21 protein-coding genes, 1 tRNA gene and 1 other annotated feature are annotated in these 23,363 nt (G+C 49.2%); all 22 genes read left to right on the top strand.

Annotated elements, in window-relative coordinates:
• Positions 1-173 precede the first annotated feature (173 nt).
• Positions 174-247, top strand: a tRNA-Pro gene (locus ACY2VT_RS01240).
• Positions 248-342: 95 nt separating this feature from the next.
• A complete protein-coding gene (locus ACY2VT_RS01235) occupies positions 343-1,371 on the top strand; it encodes a LacI family DNA-binding transcriptional regulator (protein WP_461878602.1) in 1,029 nt (342 codons plus the stop codon).
• A gap of 130 nt (positions 1,372-1,501) precedes the next feature.
• The gene (locus ACY2VT_RS01230; RefSeq protein WP_461873111.1) at positions 1,502-1,867 is read left to right on the top strand and encodes a hypothetical protein; all 366 of its coding nucleotides are present in this window, start codon (positions 1,502-1,504) and stop codon (positions 1,865-1,867) included.
• 30 nt (positions 1,868-1,897) lie between these two features.
• Positions 1,898-2,443: a hypothetical protein gene (locus tag ACY2VT_RS01225; protein WP_461878601.1), complete on the top strand. Its 546-nt coding sequence runs from the start codon at positions 1,898-1,900 to the stop codon at positions 2,441-2,443.
• 233 nt (positions 2,444-2,676) lie between these two features.
• Positions 2,677-2,940 (top strand) — a binding site (T-box leader).
• A gap of 100 nt (positions 2,941-3,040) precedes the next feature.
• A complete protein-coding gene (locus tag ACY2VT_RS01220) occupies positions 3,041-4,702 on the top strand; it encodes a 2-isopropylmalate synthase (protein ID WP_461878600.1) in 1,662 nt (553 codons plus the stop codon).
• Between the two features lie 15 nt (positions 4,703-4,717).
• Positions 4,718-5,323, top strand: coding sequence for a hypothetical protein (locus tag ACY2VT_RS01215; protein WP_461878599.1), 606 nt, complete (start codon positions 4,718-4,720; stop codon positions 5,321-5,323).
• Positions 5,324-5,532: 209 nt separating this feature from the next.
• A complete protein-coding gene (gene thrC, locus ACY2VT_RS01210; RefSeq protein ID WP_461878598.1) occupies positions 5,533-7,017 on the top strand; it encodes a threonine synthase in 1,485 nt (494 codons plus the stop codon).
• A 72-nt stretch (positions 7,018-7,089) separates the two neighbouring features.
• On the top strand, positions 7,090-9,345 hold the full coding sequence (locus tag ACY2VT_RS01205) for a hypothetical protein (protein ID WP_461878597.1): 2,256 nt from the start codon (positions 7,090-7,092) through the stop codon (positions 9,343-9,345).
• A gap of 35 nt (positions 9,346-9,380) precedes the next feature.
• Positions 9,381-10,430 carry a nicotinate-nucleotide--dimethylbenzimidazole phosphoribosyltransferase gene (gene cobT / locus ACY2VT_RS01200; RefSeq protein ID WP_461873103.1) on the top strand — a complete coding sequence of 350 codons (1,050 nt, stop codon included), beginning with the start codon at positions 9,381-9,383 and terminating at the stop codon, positions 10,428-10,430.
• Between the two features lie 16 nt (positions 10,431-10,446).
• A complete protein-coding gene (locus tag ACY2VT_RS01195) occupies positions 10,447-10,968 on the top strand; it encodes a bifunctional adenosylcobinamide kinase/adenosylcobinamide-phosphate guanylyltransferase (protein ID WP_461878596.1) in 522 nt (173 codons plus the stop codon).
• Position 10,969: 1 nt separating this feature from the next.
• Entirely contained in the window at positions 10,970-11,746 is a 777-nt protein-coding gene (locus ACY2VT_RS01190) for an adenosylcobinamide-GDP ribazoletransferase (RefSeq protein ID WP_461878595.1), read from the top strand.
• Positions 11,743-12,150 (top strand): bifunctional adenosylcobinamide kinase/adenosylcobinamide-phosphate guanylyltransferase, encoded by a 408-nt coding sequence (locus ACY2VT_RS01185; protein WP_461878594.1) that lies wholly within the window; start codon positions 11,743-11,745, stop codon positions 12,148-12,150. The genes ACY2VT_RS01190 and ACY2VT_RS01185 overlap by 4 nt, the downstream gene beginning before the upstream one ends.
• On the top strand, positions 12,143-12,739 hold the full coding sequence (locus ACY2VT_RS01180; RefSeq protein ID WP_117800972.1) for a histidine phosphatase family protein: 597 nt from the start codon (positions 12,143-12,145) through the stop codon (positions 12,737-12,739). Before ACY2VT_RS01185 ends, ACY2VT_RS01180 begins: the two co-directional genes overlap by 8 nt.
• A 6-nt stretch (positions 12,740-12,745) precedes the next feature.
• A complete protein-coding gene (locus ACY2VT_RS01175) occupies positions 12,746-13,615 on the top strand; it encodes an amidohydrolase family protein (RefSeq protein ID WP_461878593.1) in 870 nt (289 codons plus the stop codon).
• 215 nt (positions 13,616-13,830) lie between these two features.
• The gene (locus ACY2VT_RS01170) at positions 13,831-14,301 is read left to right on the top strand and encodes a signal peptidase I (RefSeq protein ID WP_461878592.1); all 471 of its coding nucleotides are present in this window, start codon (positions 13,831-13,833) and stop codon (positions 14,299-14,301) included.
• A gap of 44 nt (positions 14,302-14,345) precedes the next feature.
• Positions 14,346-15,050, top strand: coding sequence for a SipW-dependent-type signal peptide-containing protein (locus ACY2VT_RS01165; RefSeq protein ID WP_461878591.1), 705 nt, complete (start codon positions 14,346-14,348; stop codon positions 15,048-15,050).
• Positions 15,051-15,072: 22 nt separating this feature from the next.
• Entirely contained in the window at positions 15,073-15,606 is a 534-nt protein-coding gene (locus ACY2VT_RS01160; protein ID WP_461873095.1) for a hypothetical protein, read from the top strand.
• Positions 15,603-16,775 (top strand): hypothetical protein, encoded by a 1,173-nt coding sequence (locus ACY2VT_RS01155; protein ID WP_461878590.1) that lies wholly within the window; start codon positions 15,603-15,605, stop codon positions 16,773-16,775. The genes ACY2VT_RS01160 and ACY2VT_RS01155 overlap by 4 nt, the downstream gene beginning before the upstream one ends.
• Positions 16,772-19,414: an MSCRAMM family protein gene (locus tag ACY2VT_RS01150; protein ID WP_461878589.1), complete on the top strand. Its 2,643-nt coding sequence runs from the start codon at positions 16,772-16,774 to the stop codon at positions 19,412-19,414. Before ACY2VT_RS01155 ends, ACY2VT_RS01150 begins: the two co-directional genes overlap by 4 nt.
• A 51-nt stretch (positions 19,415-19,465) precedes the next feature.
• Positions 19,466-20,299 (top strand): class B sortase, encoded by an 834-nt coding sequence (locus ACY2VT_RS01145; RefSeq protein ID WP_461878588.1) that lies wholly within the window; start codon positions 19,466-19,468, stop codon positions 20,297-20,299.
• A 53-nt stretch (positions 20,300-20,352) separates the two neighbouring features.
• A complete protein-coding gene (locus tag ACY2VT_RS01140) occupies positions 20,353-22,053 on the top strand; it encodes a MutS-related protein (RefSeq protein ID WP_461878587.1) in 1,701 nt (566 codons plus the stop codon).
• Between the two features lie 134 nt (positions 22,054-22,187).
• Positions 22,188-23,360, top strand: coding sequence for a cobalt-precorrin-5B (C(1))-methyltransferase CbiD (gene cbiD / locus ACY2VT_RS01135; protein ID WP_461873090.1), 1,173 nt, complete (start codon positions 22,188-22,190; stop codon positions 23,358-23,360).
• The last annotated feature ends 3 nt before the right edge of the window (positions 23,361-23,363 follow it).

Raw genomic sequence — 23,363 nt, 5'->3', positions numbered from 1 at the left:
ACTTATGATACGTAGAAAACGTCGAAAAATTACATATTCAGAAAGAAAAAGTGACAATACGGTAAAATAGAGGAAGGTATGACACGAAATAAAGAAACAAATGTAATGAAATGGACAAGGGAAAAATAGCATTGATTTTTCAGAAGTTCGCTGGTATAATGAAAATGTGATTACGGGGTATGGCGTAGCTTGGTAGCGCGTACGGCTGGGGGCCGTGAGGTCGCAGGTTCAAATCCTGTTGCCCCGATCGGTAAGAGTGTCGTTTTACGGCACTTTTTTTCTTACGGACAAAGACGTGTGCGAGAGAAAAATGAATTGCGCAGAAAAAACAGGGAGGAAGTTATGGGGAAAGTAACGATACAGAGTATGGCAAAGGAGCTGGGACTGTCCCGGAATACGGTTGCCATGGCATTAAAGGATGATCCGAAGGTGGCTCCGGTGACACGGGAGAGAGTTCTTCGGATGGCGAAAAGGAATGGGTATCTGGGCGAAAATGTATACGTGGAAGAGGTTCGGGCACCACAGGAGAAGCATTACAATATTATGGTTCTGCGTACGCGGGATGCCGCTGTTTATTGGGACCGCGTCGTGAGCGGCATCTCTGAGGAGGCGAGCCTCAACAACTGTCAGACGCGCGTTGCGGTCGTGACGGAGCGTGAGGAAGAGAACGGTATTCTGCCGCTCGGACTGGATGAAAATATCGATGCAATCTTCTGCATTAAGATGCTGCCGCCGGAATATATGCAGAAACTGGTAAATCTGGGGTATCGCATTTTTCAGCTCGACCATTACTGCGGTATCGAACAGCGGCCGATGGGCGATATCGTGCGTGTGGACGGTGTGCAGCCGGTGAGTCTTCTGACGTCCCATCTGATCGGGCAGGGCATGACGCGGATCGGTTTCCTAAGTGAGCACAGCAGCACGTATGAGTCGATGCATGACCGGTATGCTGGTTTCCTTGCGGCGATGGAACAGGCGGGCATTCCGCTCGAGGAGGATCTTGTGCGCCCCAATATGGAGAGCGATCATTTTTATTACCCGGAAAATTTTGACAAGATTGTGGCGAGCTACGATACACTGCCGGAAGCGATTGTCTGCGGCAACGATATGATCGCCAAAAGACTGACAGAATCCTTCCGGAAAATCGGCGTGCGCGTGCCGGAGGATGTGGCACTGACCGGATTTGATGATGATGAGGACCGGATGCTGTATCCGTTCTTCTCAACCGTTCATGTCGATACGAAGTGGCTTGGCCGCCGTATGGTGCATGAATTTTTATGGCGGGAGGAGCACCCGGAAGCGCCGAAAGAGCGGATTCTCGTTTCGGGTGAGGTTGTGGTGCGCCGTTCCTCGTGCAAGCGCCAGGGATAGAAAGAAATAGAAAAAACAGGAAAAAGTGAAAAAAGAAAGAGAGCCAGGGACGCCCCGGCGGACGAGAAGAAAAACCGTCTGCCGGGGCGTTCCCGGCTCTCTTTTTGCAATGATTCAAATTCGTGCATAAATGCCATTTGGAACTGTATTTGGAACTCTGTTTACCGCAACGACCGCATATCCGCTTTCCAAGGCCAGCATCGCGACCATCGCGCTGTTCACCGCAGTCGGTTACTGGAATGATTACTTCTCCAGCGTTCTGTATATCAACACCAAGAGCAGATGGTCTCTGCAGGCGGTTCTCCGCTACATGCTGACCAACACCAACCAGGCAATGCAGTCTGCCGGTGTTACCGTAACAGCAACGACCAACGTAACGGCAGCTACGATCAAAGCAGCATCCGTTGTCGTTGCAACCGTACCGATTCTGTGCGTATATCCTTTCGTGCAGAAGTACTTTGTAAAAGGAGTTATGATCGGCGGCGTTAAGGGCTGATTTTAACGATAAAAAAGAGGAGGGAGAGAAATGAAGAGAAGAATGATGGCACTGCTCCTTGTAGGAGTAATGGGAGTGGGAATGATGTCGGGCTGCGGAAGCAGCAAATCCGCAGACAGCGGAAAAGTCGTAAGAGAAGAGTCTGATGAACCGATCGACGTGCTGAATCAGGATGAGAAAATGAAACTTTCCATCGTGTGCCTGCAGGGTTATACCCAGCCGGACAGCGAAATGCAGAAATGGATGGAGGACCGCTGCAACCTGGATATTGATATCATCACACTGCCGGGCTGGTCGGATGCAACATCCCAAATTTCCCTTCTGATGGGCGATGAGACACAACGGCCGGACATCATCTGGTGGTGGAACATGGAAGCTGACTATACGAAATGGGCAGACGCAGGCCTTCTGGTGGATATTTCTCCGTATATGAAGAAATACACCAACATGGTTGACTACTACAACAGCATAGATCCTGGCGTTATGTTCTACGCATCCGGAGACAACGGAATTTACCGTATCCCGGGCGACGTTGCAGAGCCGGCATGTGAGACTCTGTGGATCCGGAAAGACTGACTGGATAACTTAGGACTTGCAGTCCCGACTACACTGGATGAACTCAAGGAAATCCACGGAAAACAGGTAGAGGATTACCAGAAATACCTGGAAGAGTACAACAAATAAAACAACGAAATCATGCGTTAGAGCACCCGCCGGAGCCTCCTTTCCGGCGGGTGTATTTTTACGGAATCCTGCGTTTTGCGCTTGACAGAGATGGAGAAAAATGGTAACATAAGAGCCAAGTTAGGAAAAAGGCAAAGAAGAGGAATACTACATGGAGCTTCCGAATCCAGAAAGCTGTTGGGTGATGCGAAACAGCAGACGAATTCCGTGGAACTGACCTCAGAGCTGCTGCTCCCAAATTTAGAATAAAAAGAGTAGGTGCAGACGGAAACCCACCGTTAGAGGGGCAGGATATGCAGATGTTTCATCCGTATCCGCAGAGTGTACAGAGAAAATCTCTGTAAAACAGGAGTGGTACCGCGTAAGATAGCAAGTCTTTCGTCTCTTGTGTCAGAAGCCGACACAGAAGATGAGAGATTTTTTTATGCTTTCATCCCGAATTTATGTCGGCAGAATAAATTATATTTCACTTTCTGGGAGGAAAAAATCATGATGAATGTAAAGAAGTATCAGAAACAGTATTATATGCCGCTGGTTCCGTGCATGGACTGGGCAGAAAAAGACAGCATTGACAAAGCACCGGTATGGTGCAGCGTTGACCTTCGTGACGGAAACCAGGCACTTGTAATTCCGATGAGCCTGGAGCAGAAGGTAGAATTCTTCAAACTCCTCGTTGAGGTTGGCTTCAAAGAGATCGAGGTCGGCTTCCCGGCAGCATCTGAGACCGAGTACGAATTCCTTCGCACCCTGATCGAGCAGGATCTGATCCCGGATGACGTAACCGTTCAGGTTCTGACCCAGGCGAGAGAGCATATCATCCGCAAGACCTTCGAGGCATTAAAGGGCTGCAAGAATGCCATCGTTCACGTTTACAATTCCACTTCCTATGCACAGCGTCAGCAGGTCTTCAAAAAATCGAAAGAAGACATCCTGAAAATCGCCGTTGAGGGAGCAAAGCTCTTAAAAGAGCTGACAGAAGAGGCCGGCGAGAAATACCGCTTCGAGTACAGCCCGGAGAGCTTTACCGGAACCGAGCCGGAATATGCGCTTGAGGTGTGCAACGCCGTTCTCGACGTATGGCAGCCGACTGCAGACCGCAAAGCCATCATCAATCTGCCGAGCACCGTGGAGCTTTCCATGCCGCACGTTTATGCAAGCCAGGTGGAATACATGAGCAAAAACCTGAAATACCGCGATAATGTCGTTCTTTCCCTTCATCCGCACAATGACCGCGGCTGCGGCGTTTCCGATGCAGAGATGGGTATCCTTGCCGGAGCAGACCGTATCGAGGGAACGCTGTTCGGAAACGGCGAGAGAACCGGAAACGTGGATATTATCACGGTCGGCATGAACATGTACATGCAGGGCGTCGATCCGGAGCTTGACTTCTCCGATATGCCGAAACTCTGCCATGCATTTGAATCCTTCACCGGTATGAGCATCAACCCGAGAAGCCCGTACTGCGGATCTCTCGTATTTGCAGCCTTCTCCGGTTCCCATCAGGATGCGATCGCAAAAGGCATGCACTGGATCGAGGAGAAAGCACCGGATACCTGGACCGTCCCGTATCTGCCGATCGATCCGACTGATATCGGAAGAAACTACGATGCAGACGTCATCCGCATCAACAGCCAGTCTGGAAAGGGCGGTGTCGGCTATATTCTGGAGACGAAATACGGCCTGAATCTGCCGGCGAAGATGCGCGAGGCCATGAGCTATACCGCAAAATCTGTTTCCGATCATCTGCACAAAGAGCTGTGTCCGGATGAGATCTTTGAACTGTTTAAGGATACCTTCGAGAACGTAACGACACCGTACAACATCAACGGCGTTCACTTTAAACAGCTCGATGAGGGCAGAATTGAAGCACAGGTTACCTCCAATTACGAGGGCGGTGAGTATGCAACTGCATATGCAGAAGGAAACGGCCGTCTGAATGCTGTCAGCAACGCGCTGAAACAGCAGTACAATCTGCAGTATGATCTGGTCAGCTATACGGAGCACGCGCTGGAGCAGAGCTCAAGTGCACAGGCAATTGCCTACGTCGGCATCAAAAAGCCGGACGGAACCCTTTCCTGGGGCGCAGGCGTAGACCCGGATATTATCCGCGCTTCCATCGACGCGCTGGTAACTGCAATCAACAACCGATAAGAAAAGAGAGAGCATATGCTGTTTAAAAACAAAATTGAATACACCAAAGGAATGTTTGTGGAGATTTACGGCACCGAGATAAAAAAAGTACGTCTGGTACTGCGGATCATCACAGGGATTGCTGTTGTGGCCGCGATCGCTTTTATGATCTACGGTGCAGCAGCGCGGGGATTTATCATGCCGGGAGACTTCTTCAATCTTGGAATCTCCATTCTGATGGCACTTCTGTGTACGTTTCTGCCAAATCTGATGGCACGTTCACAGATGAAAAAATGCAAAAAGAGAGGACTCCTTGGAGAACGTACCCTTCGTTTTACTGAGCATGTGTTCACAATGACATATGAAAAAGAGGGTAGAAGCACCGATATTCCGCTCGAAAAGCTGACAAAGGTGACGGAGTTTGATAATTTTATCCGCATCACCATCGGAGGCAGAAGCACCTTTCTCGATAAGAAACGCTTTGAGATCGGAGATGCGGCAGCGTTTGTGGCCTGGGCGGAAGATAAGATCGCAGAGAATGCGGAAAAAGAGGAAGAAGCACTCGCGCTCGAGGAGACAGAAAGGGAAGCTCCGGCGTTAGAAGACGGCGAAGCAAAAACGGAGGAGTCCGACGAAAATTAAATCATACATTTTGTCAAAAAATATTTTGGCAGAATGGTGAAAAATGGCTGTGCATTTTTATGCACAGCCATTTTTTGTATATTTTTGTTGTTTTTTCATACTTCATCCATTATAATAAGAGGAAGCGTACAGGTAAAACTAATCTGAAACGTATCCGGCCGGGAGTCAGAGAGGCTCTGCCGGGAGTCAAAGTGAAGGAGAGAAAGAGCATGGAAGTATTATACAAAAGTACCAGAGGCAATGGAGAAACCGTAACTGCATCCCAGGCAATCTTAAAGGGTCTGTCCAACGACGGCGGATTGTTTGTACCGACCTCCATTCCAGCACTGGATGTTCCCATGGAAAAACTTGCGGCTATGAGCTATCAGGAAGTGGCATACGAAGTAATGAGCCGTTTTCTTACCGACTTTACAGAAGATGAACTGAAAAACTGTATTGCAAACGCATACGATGCAAAATTTGACACAGAGGAAATTGCACCGCTGACAAAAGCAGACGGTGTTTACTATCTGGAGCTGTTCCACGGCGCAACGATCGCGTTCAAGGACATGGCACTTTCCATTCTGCCGCATCTGATGACGACCGCCGCAAAGAAAAACGGCGTGAAAAATGAGATCGTCATCTTAACTGCTACATCGGGAGATACCGGAAAAGCAGCGATGGCAGGCTTTGCCGATGTGCCGGGCACCAGAATTATTGTATTTTACCCGAAGAACGGCGTAAGCCCGATTCAGGAAAAACAGATGGTAACACAGAAGGGCAAAAATACCCACGTTGTTGCCATCCACGGAAACTTCGACGACGCACAGACCGGCGTGAAGAAAATGTTTAACGACAAAGAGCTTGGAAAAGAGCTGGCAGATAAAGGCTTCCAGTTCAGCTCTGCAAACTCGATCAACATCGGAAGACTCGTTCCGCAGGTTGTCTACTACGTATATGCCTATGCAAACCTGGTGAAAAACGGAGAGATTGCAGACGGAGAAAAGATCAATGTAACCGTTCCGACCGGAAATTTCGGAAATATTCTCGCTGCATTCTATGCAAAACAGATGGGACTGCCGATCGCAAAACTGATCTGCGCTTCCAACGAGAACAAAGTCCTGTTTGACTTCTTCCGCACCGGCGTTTACGACAGAAACAGAGACTTTATTCTGACAACATCACCGTCCATGGATATCCTGATCTCGAGCAACCTGGAGCGTCTGATCTACCGCATTGCCGGAAACAGCGAAGCAGCAGACCGCGAGCTGATGCAGGATCTTGCAAAAGACGGAAAATATGAGATTACCGATGCGATGAAAAAAGAGCTGGCAGACTTCTACGGCAATTATGCATCCGAACAGGAGACAGCAGACGCGATTGCAAAACTGTACAGCGATACCGGATATGTGATTGATACCCATACCGCGGTTGCAGCGGCTGTATACGGAAAATACCGCGAGGAGACCCATGACGAAACCAAGACCGTCATCGCATCTACCGCAAGCCCGTATAAATTTACAAGCAGCGTTCTTGCAGCGATTGCACCGGAGTATGACACCCTTCCGGTACTGGAGCAGGTAGACAAGCTGTCTGCACTTGCCAATACCGAGATTCCGCGTGCGATCGAAGAAATCCGTACTGCACCGGTGCTTCATACGACAGAGTGTGATGTAGATCAGATGCCGGAGACCGTTCGGGCGTTTTTGAAATAAGATAAAGCAGGAGCAGAATTTTAAGACAGGCAGAGCATCCCATGCTTTGCCTGTTTTCATAGGGAGAAAATCATGAAAAATAAAGTAATCAGGGGAGTACTGGCGGCAGCCTGCGTGACAACCGCTGTCAGTGCAGCGAACGTATTTGGAGCAGGCACAGAGCAGAGTCTGGTAAATGAGGCTTCTGCTGTTACACAGGAAGAAACAGAAGAAACATCGGAGATGGAAGCAGCAGACGATGCAGAGGCGGCATCGGAAAATATGCCGGAGGCGGCAGAAAAGGAGACAGAAACACCGGATCCGACAACGGAAAATGCCGCCTCGGATCTTCCGGATGCGGAAACGCAGAGCAGAGAGTCCGCGGAGACGGCAGTATCCGTGCAGGCCGGAAACTATAATCCATGGGTGAATGAGAATGGCATCTGGTATTTTAAGGATCCGGATGGAACCATTGTCAAAGGGGCATGGAGAGAGTACGACAAGAACCGTTACTATTTGAATGAAGACGGAAAAATGGCAGTCGGCTGGAAACAGATGGATGGAGACTGGTACTATTTCCGAAGCTGGGGCGGTGTTTACCGTGATACGTTTTATACCGTGAAAAATGTACGGTATTATTCGGATCAGGATGGAAAAATGGCAATCGGCTGGAAACAGGTCGAGGGTGTCTATTACTATTTCGATGAGCAGGGTGCGATGTACCGGAACTGCTTTTTTGAGTATGACAAAAATACGTATTACGTCGATGCCGATGGAAAAATGGCAGTCGGCTTCAAACAGATCGATGGAATCTGGTATTACTTCCGAAGCTGGGGCGGCATGGCGCGAAATACTTTTCTGACGCATAAAAATAACATTTACCATGTTGATGCGGATGGAAAGATGACGACCGGCTGGCTGCTGCAGGATGGAACCTGGTACTATTTCCGGAGCTGGGGCGGTATGTACCGCAGCACCTTTTTCCACGGTCCGACAGGAAGCGCACTTTACTATGCGGATGAAAATGGAAAGATGGCCGTCGGGAAAAAACAGATCGACGGTGCCTGGTATTATTTCAAAGACTGGGGCGGCATGTATCAGAATGCGTTCATCAAAAATGGGACGAGTGTCTGCCATGCGGGTGCAGATGGAAAACTGACCGCAGGCTGGCTTCAGCAGGGAAGTACCTATTATTATTTTGATGAAACCGGTGAGCAGTATTTTGACCGCTTTTTTGAATATGACAAGAATACGTATCGTGTGAATGCGGATGGAAAGATGGTAACGGGCTGGCAGAAAATCAATGGTACCTATTACTATTTCCGGGGCTGGGGAGGCATGTACCGCAACACCTTCTTTCAGGTCGGAAATGAAACGTATTATGCCGGTGCAGATGGAAAAATGGTAACCGGCTGGCTTTCAAAAGATAATAAGTGGTATTACTTCCGGGAAAGCGGTGCGATGTACCGCAATACCTTCTTTACGCATTTAAACAACAGTTACTATGCCGATGCCAACGGCGTGATGGTGACGGGAGAGCGGACTATCAACGGCGCTTCCTATTACTTTAAAGACTGGGGAGGCATGGCAAAGAACCAGTGGCTCAATGCACAGAAACAGATGGTAAGCGGTGATCCGCAGACGGGCTGGTATTACTTTGGAAGCGACGGAAAGATGGTAAAATCGTATTACGCTCTGCTGAAAAAGAACAGCAGCAACTGGTACTACAGCTTTGACGAAAACGGAGTGTGCATTCTCGGCTCGAGCCAGTATGTGCGTGCAAAGGACAGCGTAAGCGGAAAATATTATACGATGGAGCATCAGTATTACACGGATCCGTCTGTGAGCGACCGTGATTTCTTTGCGGCTATCTGCAGTGCGGAGGCGGGGGTCCAGAGAAAAACCGGTATGACGGCAGTTGCGATGGTCATCCGGAACCGGATGGCGGCACAGAATATTTCGCTCCGCACAGCGATTTATAAACAGCAGCAGTTTGAACCGGCGCGGAACGGAAGTCTGACAAACTATCTGACGGGAATTGCGGAGCAGAGCAGTTCGATCATTAATCAGCTGAAAAATAATGGAGCCTACGGTGCAGTGGATGAATCCCAGTCGATCATGGATGCATATCTGAAGAACGGCACAAAACGTGTGATCCCGGGCTTTGGCGATACGAGAGATGATTTTGATTATCTATATTTCATGACTCCGAAAGCATTTGAAAATCTGAATATGGATAAAGAAAAATGTGTGACATATACATACACCTATAAATGGACAACTTCCAGCGGAACAGCGCGGGAAGATTCCCATATTTTCTTTGTGAACTGGGTGAAAAAACAGAGCTGATCGGACGTCATATCGAAAGAAGGGGCGAACAAAAGATGACATTACAGGAAACAATCGAACAGATCCATCCGCTTTCGAAAGAGGCGATGGATCGTGCCAAGGCTCACTGGGACGGCATTGCAAAGCCGCTCCACAGCCTCGGAAAGCTGGAGGACGTGCTCATCCAGATTGCCGGAATCACCGGAAAAGAGGAGATTTCGATTGAAAAAAGAGCACTTCTGACGTTCTGTGCGGACAATGGCGTTGTGGAAGAAAACGTGACGCAGAGCGGTCAGGAAGTGACAGCGACAGTTGCGGAAAATTTTCTGCAGGAGAAGGCGACAGCAGCCATTCTCTGCCGCGGTGCGCATGCGGATCTGTTTCCGATTGATATCGGAATGGCGCGCGATACGAAGGTTCCGCGGTATAAAGTTGCGTATGGAACAAAAAATATGGCAAAAGGTCCGGCGATGACAAGGGAAGAGGCTGTTCGTGCGCTTGAAACAGGAATCGCCGTGGCGGAAGAAAAAATTGCGGCTGGCTATCAGCTGCTGGCAACCGGTGAGATGGGCATTGGAAATACGACGACGAGCAGTGCAATGGCAGCCGTTTTCCTGAATCAGCCGGTTCCGGAACTCACCGGGCGGGGCGCCGGGCTTTCGAGTGAAGGTCTTGCGCGGAAAATTACAGCGATTGAAAAAGCAATTGCCATCAATCAGCCGGATCCGTCCGATCCCATCGATGTGCTGGCAAAGGTCGGCGGCTTTGATATCGCCGGCATGGCGGGTGTCTTTCTTGCCGGGGCTGCACATGGCGTTCCGGTTGTGATGGACGGCTTTATTTCCTGTGTGGCAGCGCTTCTTGCCGCACGGATTGCACCGCTTGCGAAGGACTATATGATTGCTTCGCACGTATCGAAGGAGCCGGCGGCTCATCTGCTGCTTGCAGAGCTTGGAAAAGAAGCCTTCCTGCACTGCGATATGTGTCTTGGTGAGGGAACGGGCGCCATCATGCTTTTCCCGATTCTGGATCAGGCAAATGCCGTATACCGCGGCATGGCGACATTTGACGAGGCACAGATTGAAACGTATGTGCCGCTGACTTAAAAAGGCAGGTGAAACGATGATACATCTGGTTACAGGCGGCAGCGGCAGCGGAAAATCGGCGTATGCGGAGCAGTGTATTCTGGATTTTGCCGGAACACGGAGGGTTTATATCGCAACGATGCAGCCGTTCGGTGCGGAAGGGCAGGCGCGTATTGCACGCCACCGGAAGATGCGCGCGGCAAAGCAGTTTTCGACGATTGAGTGCTATACGCATTTAAAAAAAGTGGAGCTGGAGCCGGGATGCGATGTGCTGCTCGAATGTATGTCGAATCTTACGGCGAATGAAATATTTGATCCATCCGGGGCGGGAAAAGCGCGGGCGGAGGAGGAAATTCTTGCGGGCGTTTCCCGTCTGGCCCATCAGGCGCGGAATCTGGTTCTGGTGACGAATGAAATTTTTTCGGACGGATACCGATATGAGGAGGAGACGATGGAATACCAGCGGATCCTGGGAAACATTAATGTACGTCTGGCAGAGATGGCGGACTGTGTGACCGAGGTTGTGTATGGGATTCCCGTCAGAATAAAAAAAGAATAAGATGAAAACGATATGGAATAACTTTAAAGTGGCGTTTGCCATGTACTCGAAAATCCCGATGCCGCCGGCAGACTGGGAAAAAGAGAACATGAAATATGCGTTGTGTTTCTTTCCGTGGGTCGGACTGGCTGTCGGTGCAGTTTCGGTGGTGCTTTTCTGGATGCTGCAGCAGATTGGCGCGGGAAGCATGCTGCGGGCTGCAGTGCTGACGGCAGTTCCGGTTCTGGTGACGGGAGGCATTCACCTCGACGGCTATCTGGATACGATGGATGCGTTAAGTTCCTGGAGAGAAAAACGGCGCCGACTGGAAATCTTAAAAGACCCGCACGCCGGAGCATTTGCGATTATTATGGGATGTCTGTATTTTGTACTGTACGCGGGCGCAGCCGGAGAACTTGTCTGGAAGATTTTTCCGGCGTATGCATTTGGCTTCGCAGTTTCGAGATCGTTCAGCGGTCTTTCGATCGCGTTTTTTCCGAATGCCAATCCGAAAGGAACAGCGGCAGCGTTTGGCATGAGCGCAGAGAAAAAAAGAACGGCGGCGGTGCTTGTTGTGACGATTTTTGCCGTGACGGCGCTCTCAGCTTCGTTCTGCGTCTGGGCGGCACTGGATGTACTGGTTGTGTCGGCACTGGTATTCTGTTATTATAAATGGAAAAGCAGTAAGTATTTTGGAGGAATTACAGGAGATCTCGCAGGCTATTTCCTTTCGCTCTGTGAGCTGGCACAGCTCCTGTCTCTTGTGGTACTTTCTCTTGGAATGGAGAACTGGAAATGAAATTAGTAATTGGAGGGGCTTTTCAGGGAAAGCTTGACTTTGCAAAGAAGATGACCGGAAAAGAAACAGGATGGGCCGATGGGGCAGCAGCTTCGAAAGAGGAGCTGTCGGCATGTTCCGGCGTATATGATTTTCAGGAGCTGGTCCGCAGATGGCTCCTTCTGGAAGAGGAGACCGGGACTGCACCGGAAGCGGAACTGGAAGAAGTGCTGCAGAAAAATCCGGAAATCTGCATTGTTACGAATGAACTCGGTTACGGAGTGGTTCCGATCGAACCCTTCGACCGGAAATGGCGGGAAAAGACGGGGCGCATCTGTACGGAGCTGGCAGCAAAGGCTGATTCGGTAACCCGTGTGGTGTGCGGAATCGGAATCCTGCTGAAAGGTGAGGAAAAACATGATTAAAATTGCAATGATCCGCCATGGAAAAACCTATGGCAATACGTTAGGACGGTATATCGGCGTGACGGATGAACCACTGTGTGAGGAAGGGAAAAAAGAGCTGGAACAGCGGACGATGGATACCGTTGAGCTTCTGTTCGTCAGCCCGCTGAAACGGTGTCTGGAAACGGCAGACATTCTGTATCCGTACGCCAAACAGGTCAAAATCCCGGAATTTGCAGAGTGCAATTTTGGTGAGTTTGAGAACAAAAATTATCAGGAATTAAAAGACAATCCGAAATACCAGGAGTGGATTGATTCCATGGCGACGCTTGCCTTTCCGGGCGGTGAGAGCCCGCAGCAGTTCAAGGACCGCTGCATCGCCGGCTTTGACAAGATGGTGGATACGTGTATCCGCCGCCATTACCGCAACGTGGCGATGGTGGTGCACGGAGGCACGATCATGAGTATCCTTGAGCAGTACGGCGTGCCGCAGAGGAGTTACTATGACTGGCGAGTAGAAAACGGCTGTGGATATCATCTGTATCTCTCGGAGCAGAACTGGAAAATGGGCCGCAGAGAAGCTGTGGTGGAATCGGAGATAAGGCGGTAAACAAAAATGGTGACAGCAGAATGCCATGCCCATATTTTTATGGACGGTGTGGATTACAAAAAGGCGGCGGCAGCGCATGAAAACGGCCCGCGGGAGGATCTGATCCGGGAACATCTGGCGGCGTATCAGAAGGCAGGGATTTCCTATGTGCGTGACGGCGGAGATCCGTACGGGGCGGGTGTTCTTGCACGGAGCCTTGCGCCGGAGTACGGGATCACATACCGCACACCGGTTTTTGCGATTCACAGGGCGGGCCGTTATGGAAAAATTGTCGGACGCGCATTTTCAGACTGGAAAGAGTATTGCGTGCTTGTACGTGAAGTACGCCGTGCGGGCGGAGATTTTATCAAGATCATGACGACGGGAATCCTGGATTTCGCGACAAAGGGGCATGTGACCAGTGAGCCGCTTTCCAGGGAAGAGGTTTTTGCAATGACGGCTGCGGCGCATGATGCGGGGCTTTCTGTGATGGCGCATGTGAACGGCGCACAGGCTGTGATGGATGCGGCAGAGGCAGGCGTGGACTCGGTTGAGCACGGGAACTTTCAGAATGAAGAGAGCATCTGCTGTATGGCAGAGCATACAACAATCTGGGTGCCGACAATTGTGACGGTTTCGAATCTTCTGGAGAACGGCAGATATCCGGCTGAAACGCTGGCGTGGATTTTTGAGACGCAGAAAAAAGGTCTGCAGCTTGCATTTGAAAAGGACGTTGTGCTTGCGGCGGGAAGTGATGCCGGCGCATACGGCGTACTTCACGGAAAAGGAATCCGGGAAGAAGAGAGTGTAATGCGAAACATCCTTGGGGCAGAAAATGGGCAGGAGCTGGAAAAGCGGCTTGCGTTTGGAGAAAAAAAGATCCGGGAAAAGTTCTGAAAATTTTCTGCGTTTCAGGCTTTAGAAAAAATTTAGAATTAAACGGGCAGACAATGCTTGCGTTTTCGCCCGGACTGTGGTAAGTTTAAATCACTTTTACAAGAACTTTAGAGAAAATGAAACAGGGATATTCTGAGACAGAGGGTAAATGTTATCCTCTGTTTTTTGTGTGCAAAAATGACAGTCTGGATGTCCGCATCGACGGAAGGGAGCAAATGAAAGCAAAAGGAAAACGGGGGCTGCAGGGCTTTCTTTTCTTCCTTTTTCTGGCGGCGGGATGGTATCTGATGCAGTATTTCTGCGCCTATGTCGTACTGTCCGGGTCCATGGAACCGGAGATCCCGACGGGATCTGTTGTGGTTGTGGATGGACGGAAGAAGGAATGGAATCCGGGGGATGTGATTACCTACCGGAGAGGAAATATGGTGGTGACACACCGGATCGTGGAAAAGAGCGAGGAAGGATACTGTACCAAGGGGGATGCCAACGCGGAGGAAGATGCAGGCATCGTTTTGGAAAAACAGGTGATCGGGAATGTGATCGCAGCTCTTCCCTGGCTTGGCTTTGGTATCGTCTGGCTCCGGCAGAGAGGAACACTCTTTTTTCTGGCCGTGGGAGCGGTGATGCTTTTTACAATCCGGCAGCTTTGGCACGGCAGAAAAATCATGCAGGAAAACAAGTTATAAAAAGAATTAGCAAAATTATTTAGGAAAACAGGAGGAATTGATCTATGAAAAAACAGCGGAAAATCATATTCTGGGCAGCATCACTGCTTCTGACAGGAGCCCTGGCAGCGGGCGGAACACTGGCGTATCTGACGGATAAGGATTCTGTGACGAACCAGTTTGTTGTGGGAAAAGTAGATATCGAAGGACATGAACCATCGTACGCACCGGATCCGGACGGAAAGACCAATCATATTGTGCCGACCCAGGTGATTCCGAAGGACCCGCGTATCGAAAATAAAGGTAAAAATGATTCTTACGTCTATATGGATGTTTCCATACCAATCGCAAAAGTGATCGTTGCAGATACATCCGGAAACCGTTTAAACGGCGGGGCAGCCGTCGATACGGAACTGTTTTCGATGAATCAGCTTTCGAAAAAATGGGTGCTGATGTACAAGAAAAAACAGAACAATTCGATGGTATATACATATCTCTACAATGAAGTGCTCGCAGCTGGAAAAACGACGGATCCTTTATTTACGAGCGTGACAGCAGCTAATATCGTGGAAGGACAGCTGGATGAAAAAGAGGTCGATATTCCGATCAATTATTATGCAATCCAGGCGCTGAATACCGGTGAGGGAAGTACGGTTGCCGAGCGGGCAGCAAAGGCCTGGGAGAAGTATGTAAATCAGAATAATGGGCAGAAGGGGCAGATAACGGCACCGCAGTCGGAGCCGGAACAGATAGAAGCACCTGGAATTTAAGCAGTTTTCTGGGGGACAAAAGATGAAGAAAAAGACGAAACGGCTGTTTTTCCTTGCGGGTGCGGCCGGGTGTACGATGGCGGCAGCCATTTGGCTGCTGCCGGGAACTTCGGCGTATTTTACAGATCACGAGAGTGTCTGGAATCGTATGGTGTTCGGACATAATACAAGTACGATCGATGAAGAATTTCCGACACCGACGCCCGTACCGCCAGGGAAAAGTGTGGTAAAGAGAGTAAAAATCAGAAATGAAGGCTCCGTTGCCTGCTATATTCGTGCGGCACTTATATTCAGTGAACCAATTGAAGCGATTGAGGGACTTGATACGGAAAACTGGGTAAAAGGAGAAGATGACTACTATTATTACAAAAAACCGGTTTCAGAAGGCGAAAGCACGACGGAATTGTTTACCGGAATTCGCGTTGCAAAAGAAATGGAACAGAAAGAACTTGAGGTTTCGGTCTATGAGGAATCGGTGCAGATCCAGAAGGGGAATATGGTATTTCACGACTATCGGGAGGCATGGGATGCTTATGAGAGAGGTGGTCAGACATGAAAGGAAAACGCGTCAGGATCGGATGTGCGGCGGCAAGTCTTCTGATGGGAATCAGCGGAACGTATGCATATTACCGGAGCAGTGTTGAGACCATTAACAAAATAGCTGTCGGAGATGTAAATATTGGAATCTGGGAATATGAGGAAGATGGGGATGGAGAAAAGAAGTATGAGGGACCGGAAAACGGCATTGTACTGCCTTCCCAGGTGATTTCAAAAATTCCGCGGATCACCAATTATGCTGAACCATGCTATGTCCGGGTAAAGCCTGTGTTTGATGAGGAAGAAACGCAGGATTACCGTTTGGGGGAAGAGGACCTTGGGGGAATCGAGGACGTCTGGCTGAAAGCAGGAGAGTATTATTATTATCCCAAAGTGCTGGGAAAGCAGGAATCTGTCGATTTTTTCCGTACAATCACCATTCCATCTGCGTGGACCAGTGAGGCGGAGGGACAGGTGCTATCCGTTGAAATCCAGGCGGAGGCCGTACAGGCAGCGAATGTGACGCCGGATTTTACGGCAGAAGCTCCGTGGGGAGAAGAACTGGAAATTGAACAGTGTGTCCACGAGGCGGATAATACCGTTTCGGAGGTTTCGCAGCAGAGCTTCCTCACCGTTTCGTACGAAGGAGCAGCGCGGAATCTGATCCTGGCACCCGACAATTTCTTTCGGAACTTTCCAGTGCTGATGCCGGGAGATGAAGGGGAAGATACGTTTACACTGGTGAACACGACAGCAAGCTGTGCAGAATTTTTTCTGCGGACGGAACTTCCGGAAGAACTCAGTGAAACAGAAAAAGAACTGCTTTCCAAGGTGAAATTGGAAATACGAGAGGGAGACAGCGTGATTTATGAAGGTGATTTAGAGAGTGAGGGACTATGGGCAGCAAAAAGTCTTGGAATATGCAGTCCAGATGAACGGAAAGAAATCTGTTTTTCAATCCGTGTGCCGTCAGAACTTGGAAATGAATGGGCACTTCGGAAAAGCGGGGTAAAATGGATTTTTTCTGTCGAAGGAGAAGATCTGCCGCAGGAAGAAGGCCCCTCTATCTGGCACAGCGCGCCAAAAACAGGTCTGCGCGATCCGTCAGCAGCGGTCCCCATTGGAATTGTCGTGACAGGAGCATTCCTGTTTCTTACCGCGGGCCGGTCTGAAAGGAGGAAAGAATGAAAAGAGCAAAGAAAAGCTTCTGGTTTCTCGCAGGAATTCTGCTGTTGTTGGGATTTTGTTTTCGGGAAGATGTTCTGGCTTCGAGTCTTACGAGTCTTCCTTCTCTTTCGAAAGCCGGAATCGGAGAAGTTGTATCATCGGACTCTGTTATTGACGGCCGATATGATTTTACCCCGCTGATCGGAAGTGAGACAAAAATCCGTTTTGGAAGTACAGATGGAAGTACCTGGGACAATCTGTTCTGCAAAAACGGAGAGAGCCATTCGAAATGCTGTTCCACATGGTGGCCGGCGGCCGATGTGAAGGGATGGAGTAATATCCGTTCCTTCACGCCGCTGGAGTCGAAAAAAGGAAAAATGTATGCGGAATATACGAATGTTGGAGAGCGCCACGGGGAAAATGTAACGATGCGGATCTGGCTGGAAGACTGGCAGAACACGATTGTACCATCAGGGTATGAGGACGTGGATGCGGTAGTCGTGGCGATTGACCACAATAAGCCGGTCATTGATATTAAAGGCCTGCTCTGGATTAAGGTACGGTTTGCTTATTACGACAGTAAAGGAAATCCGCTGAATGTGAAAGGATATTTTACACTTTCGGATCTGGACTTTAAGCAGGGCTTTTATCTGGCTGATGAGACAGAACATATCTATCTGACGAGGGAGGCAGATGCCAGAATCGTCTACGATGCCAGAACAGAAGCGATCTGGTCGGCAAGACGCGGCTCTGAGCCGGACGGTGGAACAACTCCGGAAAATTCGGAAGGCTGGGTTACATTTACCTTTGAAGGAAATTCCCAGACGATGATTTTCTATGATGGAGGCACTAACGACGCGGTAACTGGTCCCGGCGGCGGAGTGAAAGCACCGAAAAAATGGCCGGATAATTTTGTAAACGATACTTCCAGTACGTACAACAACTGGCATGGAGCATCCCGGGAAACGGGAATAACTGTTGTGCCGTGGAATACTTCGGAATTTGGTTACACAGCGAACGTTCCCTGTCATCTGTCGAAAGTAGGAGATCTTGTAGTGAAAAAAATGGATGCAGAGACAAAAGAAGCTCTTTCGGGTGCAGAATTTACCGTGTACCGCTGGAAAAACAACACCTGGAGTGAATTCAAAAAGATGAACTGGGTGAAAAAAACGGGTTCTTATCTGCTGGAGGGAATTCGGGATACAGACAGTGAAAATGGAAAATTCCGTGTTGTGGAGACAAAGAATCCAGCTGGTTATGCAGGAAGCTGGGAGCAGGAATTTTCCATTGACAAGGAAGGCATGCAGACGATCCATCTGGAAGCAGAAAACACAAGAAAAACAGGCTCACTGAAGATAAAAAAGACGGAAGAAAACTCAGGGAAAGCACTTTCTGGTGCAACATACCAGGTAATTGCGAGCGGAGCAATTACAACGGTAAACGGAACAGTGCTGTTTCCGGATCAGGCGGTAGCAGCTGTGCTGAAAACGGATGAAAATGGAGAGGCGTTCAAAGACGGGCTGGAGTACGGAACGTATCTTGTGCGGGAAACGGCGGCTCCAAATGGATATGTGCTGGATCCGACGGAAAAGAAAATAACGATCGGGGAACAAAACGCACAGATCACACTGACGTTTACAAACTGGAAGAACCGTTTTGTTCTGCAGAAAGTAAGTCAGGGAGACGGAAAAGTGCTTCAGGGAGCAGCCTTTCATATCTGGACGAAAGATGGAAGTTTTGATGAGACAAAAAAGACGGATGCCAATGGAAAAATTGAGCTGACGGGACTTTTGGACGGTGTCTGGTACTATCAGGAGACAGCATCTCCGGAGGGCTATCTGCTGGACAGCACATGCCGGGAATTTGTGGTAGAAAACGGAAAAATTGACGGTAAATCGGAACTGTCGGTGACGGTCGAAAATGATGGAACACATCTGACAATTGAAAAAATAGATGCAGAGAGCGGAAAACGAATTTCCGGCGCAAAGCTGGTATTAAAAGATATGGATGGAAACCGTGTGGACAGCTGGATTTCAGGGGGAAGCGGCCCGCATGAACTGGAAAAAATAAAGCCGGGTTCTTATGTCCTTGTGGAGGAGGCCGCGCCGGATGGATACCTTGCGGCAGAACCGGTTTCGTTTGTGCTGGAGGCAAAACAGGAAGTGCAGACCGTGACGATGAAGGATCTTGCATGTGAAACCTTGACGATTACAAAGAAGATCAAGGCGGATGAGATTACATGGGCGCATGGAAATCCAACGTTTCTGTTTTCCGTGAAGGGAAAGGATCTGTATGGAAAAGAACATACATACCAATGCTATCTTACGTTTACAAAAACACAGGTGGAGAAAACGACAGATCAGGACGGCTACACGGAACAGTCGGTACAGATCCGGGGAATTCCGGCAGGAAACGATTACCGGGTACAGGAGAAGAAGGTGCTGCGGTATTCGCTTATGCAGGTGACAGGTACGAAGAATGTTACCGTGAAAAAACTAGAAGAGCCGGCATATGGAAAAGATCCTGCGCGCGTCTTTTCGGTATCGGTAAATCTTTGCGGACATCCCAAAGAAAGTGAGGTTGTATTTGAAAATCAGAAATACCGCTGGGATGATTATGGACACAACAGTATTGTAAAAAACCGGATTCCGGTTGAATAACAAAACGGAAAAACATTCCACCATCGGTTCGGGTGGTGGAATGAAAACAAAATGGAGAGAGAAAAAATCAGCAGAAAAAGAAGAGGGATTGCAGTTCTGACATTGGCGGCGCTTTTTTTCTGGTATCTGCCGCAGATTCGGGTAAGCCGGCAGATTCGAAAAGAACAGGAAGAAGCGGTGCAGATGTATGTCAGAGAAGAAAAAGAAGAGAACAAAGAGGAAAACGAAAAAAGCGAAGAAGTGCAGGAGCAGGAACCGGGCAGTACAGATCAAAATCTGTTTCGGACGGTTGATTTTACAGGACTTCGATCAAAAAATAGAGAAATCTGCGCGTGGCTCTGGGTTCCGGGCTGCGAGGTGGATGTTCCGGTTGCGCGCGGGCAGGATGACGCATATTATCTGACACACGATGCGTTTTGCAGGGAGCGGATTTACGGCAGTATTTTTGCACCGCGTGATACCCCGGAGGATTTTTCTGAACGTCACACGATTTTATATGGGCATAATATGCGGGATGGAACGATGTTCGGAGAATTGAAAAAGTATCGTGAAGCGTCGTGGGAACAGGAATTTCCGTATTTGTACCTGTATTTGCCGGGTGAAGCATGGCGGTGCCGTATTTGGAGTGTGGAGGAGACGGATGCCAAAAGTGATGTTTACCGGCTGGGAGCATGGAGCGATGCGGACTGGAATGCATGGGTACAGGAAAGAAAAGAAAACAGCATTATCTTTGGCAGCGGTGAGGAAAAGGAAGTTCAAAAGATACTTACCCTTTCCACCTGCATTGGTGACGGCAGCAGTTCACAGAGACTGGCTGTACATGCGGCGGTGGAGATGATTTTTGCAACAAAATCTGGAAGGGAAGAGGGTTCTGTGCTAGAATAAGACAGAATCAAAAGACTTATGATACAGAGCAGGAAAAAGGATGGCGATAAGACATGAAAGAACTGTACACGGCAGCAGGAATTTTTGTGGTTCTGATACTGCTGGGAGTTTGGATGGTACAGAATAACAGAAATGAACAGGAAAAGAAGCTGGTACAACTGCGGAAGAAATGGGGAAAAAAGCAGGAGAAACGGACGGCACGGGAAAAGAAAGAAAAACTGGAAGCGTGTCTGAGACGAAAAGCAGGGGAAAACTTCTGCGTGGACGCGATTACCTGGAATGACCTGGATCTCGATGCGGTTTTTGACACAGTTGACCACACAGTGTCGGTGTGCGGGGAAGAATATCTGTACACAGCGCTTCGGATGCCGGTCACAACAACGGAAATCAGGGAAGAGCGGGAACGGCTGATGAAGCTTTTTGCAGAGAACCAAAAAGCCAGAGAAGCAGTGCAGAAAGCACTTCTTTTGATGGGAAAAGAAAAGATGAATCCGCCGACAGAAGAAATAGCCGTACTGATGGAGGCGGAGCCGGGAGAGAAGGGGAAATATCTTCTGATGGCCGGTATTGCTGTGCTTGGAATTGGACTGCTGTTTGTACTGCCTCCGCTGGGTGTGGCTGTTCTGTTTGCTTCTATGGTCGGCAACGGACTGATGCATGGAAGGGAGAGCAAAAAGCTGGAGAGCGCATTAAAAGCGTTTGGCTGTATCCTGCGGCTGCAACGGACAGCCAGGGAACTTGGAAAAGAAAAAATTTCCGGACTGGAAATGTATCAGAAGCGTCTGGAAGAACAGGAAAAACAACTCCGTCCGATTACAAGAAAATGCAGAACACTTGTGAATACGAAAGAATCGCAGGGCGGTGCAGCAAGCATGATTTTTGCATACTTTCACACGTTCTTTCTGCTGGATCTGATCGAGTATTCTTCGGTTGTTTCCGGGGTGAAATCGTATGAAAAAGCGATTCTGCAGATGGCAGAGGATCTTGGACTCTTGGACTTTGCACTGTCTGCAGCATCGTACCGGGAGAGCCTTTCGTATTACTGCCGGCCGGAATTCCTGGATGAGAAAAAGGCGGGCTGCCGGATCGATGTGGAGGAGCTTTATCATCCGCTTCTGACACATCCGGTGGCAAACAGTCTGTATGCGGAGGGCGGAATTCTGCTGACCGGCTCAAATGCGTCGGGAAAATCTACATTTATGAAAAACATGGCAGTGAATGCGATTCTGGCACAGGCACTGAACACGAGTCTTTCGAAGCGGTACCGCGGTGTTGTGTGCCGGATCATGACATCCATGGCACTCCGCGATAATCTGGCACAGGGAGAGAGTTACTTTGTTGTGGAAGTAAAATCTTTAAAACGGATTCTGGAGGCAAGCCGTGAAAAAACACCGCTTCTGTGCGTCATTGATGAGGTGCTGCGGGGAACAAACACGATGGAGCGGATTGCAGCGTCAGAGAGTGTGCTTGCTGCCCTGCGCCGTGCAAATGTGCTCTGTCTTGCAGCAACACATGATACTGAACTGACGTATCTGCTGGAAGATCTCTACACCAATTATCATTTTGAAGAGCAGATTACCGCGCAGAGTATTTCCTTCCCGTATCGCCTGGAACAGGGGCCGGCAAGAGGAAAGAATGCGATTGCGCTGCTTGGAAATATGGGAATTGATGAAAAAATTGTAAAACAGGCAGAAAGAAGAGCTGCGGAGTTTGAAACAACAGGAAGCTGGGAAAAGAATAAGTTTCTGAGATAGAAAAACAGCCGGGAAAAATAGATCTTTTTTGAAAAAATATGCGAAAATGGTTCAGCATTTTTTCATTGTGTGTTATGATAAAACAGATCGCGTGATCCGGCAGAAAAACCGCCGGATCTGTTAAGGAGAAAAACATGAGCAGGACAGGCTTGGAAGATGCATATATTATGCGCGGCAGCAAGAAACTCCGCATGGGATATACGACGGGTTCATGCGCTGCAGCGGCAGCACGGGGAGCGGCGTTTATGCTGCTTTCCGGGAAAGAAATACAGGAAGTGAAAATCCATACGCCAAAGGGCATTGTTCTGAATCTGGAATTGCTGGATATCCGGAGAAGTGCCGAAAAAGTAAGCTGTGCCGTCCGAAAAGACGGCGGGGATGATCCGGATGTGACAGATAAAGCATTGATTTACGCGGAAGTGACGTTTGGAACAGAAGAGGGAATTGTAATCGATGGAGGATTCGGCGTCGGGCGTGTGACAAAGCCGGGGCTGGATCAGCCGGTCGGAAACGCGGCGATCAACCATGTACCGCGCCAGATGATCCGCGAGAATGTGGAGGAGATTCAGAAAAAACTCGATGATTTCCGTGCACTGCAGGTTGTCATCTCCGTACCGGAAGGGGAAGAGCTGGCAAAGCATACGTTCAATCCGAGACTTGGCATCACCGGCGGCATTTCAATCCTTGGAACGAGCGGGATTGTAGTGCCGATGAGCGAGGAGGCGCTGATTTCCACGATCCGCGTCGAGATGGAAATGCGGAAAGCACAGGGTGACCGCGTCCTTCTGGTGACACCGGGAAATTACGGACAGGACTTCTTAAAAACGTATCCGTGGGTCCGTGCAGACCATTCCGTTAAGTGCAGTAATTACGTTGGAAAAACACTGGAATTTGCAGCTGAGCTCGGCTTTGACGCCATCCTTTTTGTGGCACATCTTGGAAAATTTGTCAAGGTGTCCGGCGGAATTATGAATACCCATTCCCACGAGGCAGACTGCCGTGCGGAGCTTCTTGCGGCGCAGGCGGTGCGTGCAGGGGCGGATCTTGCACTGGCAAAAAAACTGCTGGAGACCGGAACGACGGAAGAAGCGGTGCAGATTTTAAAGGAAGCAGGATGCCTGAAAGAGACCATGGAAAAAGTGACAGAAAAAATTGCTTTTTACATGAATTACCATATTGAGGGCAGAGTGCAGACGGAGGCGATTGTTTTTTCAAGCAATGAGGGCCTGCTCGGGGAAACCCCGGGAGCGGGAGAACTTCTGGAGCGCCTGCGGGAGCAGGAAGAAAAAGAAAACAGAAAAGAGTAAAAA

The sequence above is a fragment of the Fusicatenibacter sp. genome, from assembly GCF_050872605.1.
Classification (GTDB): Bacteria; Bacillota; Clostridia; order Lachnospirales; family Lachnospiraceae; genus Fusicatenibacter.
This window is presented reverse-complemented; position numbering and strand designations above follow the sequence as displayed.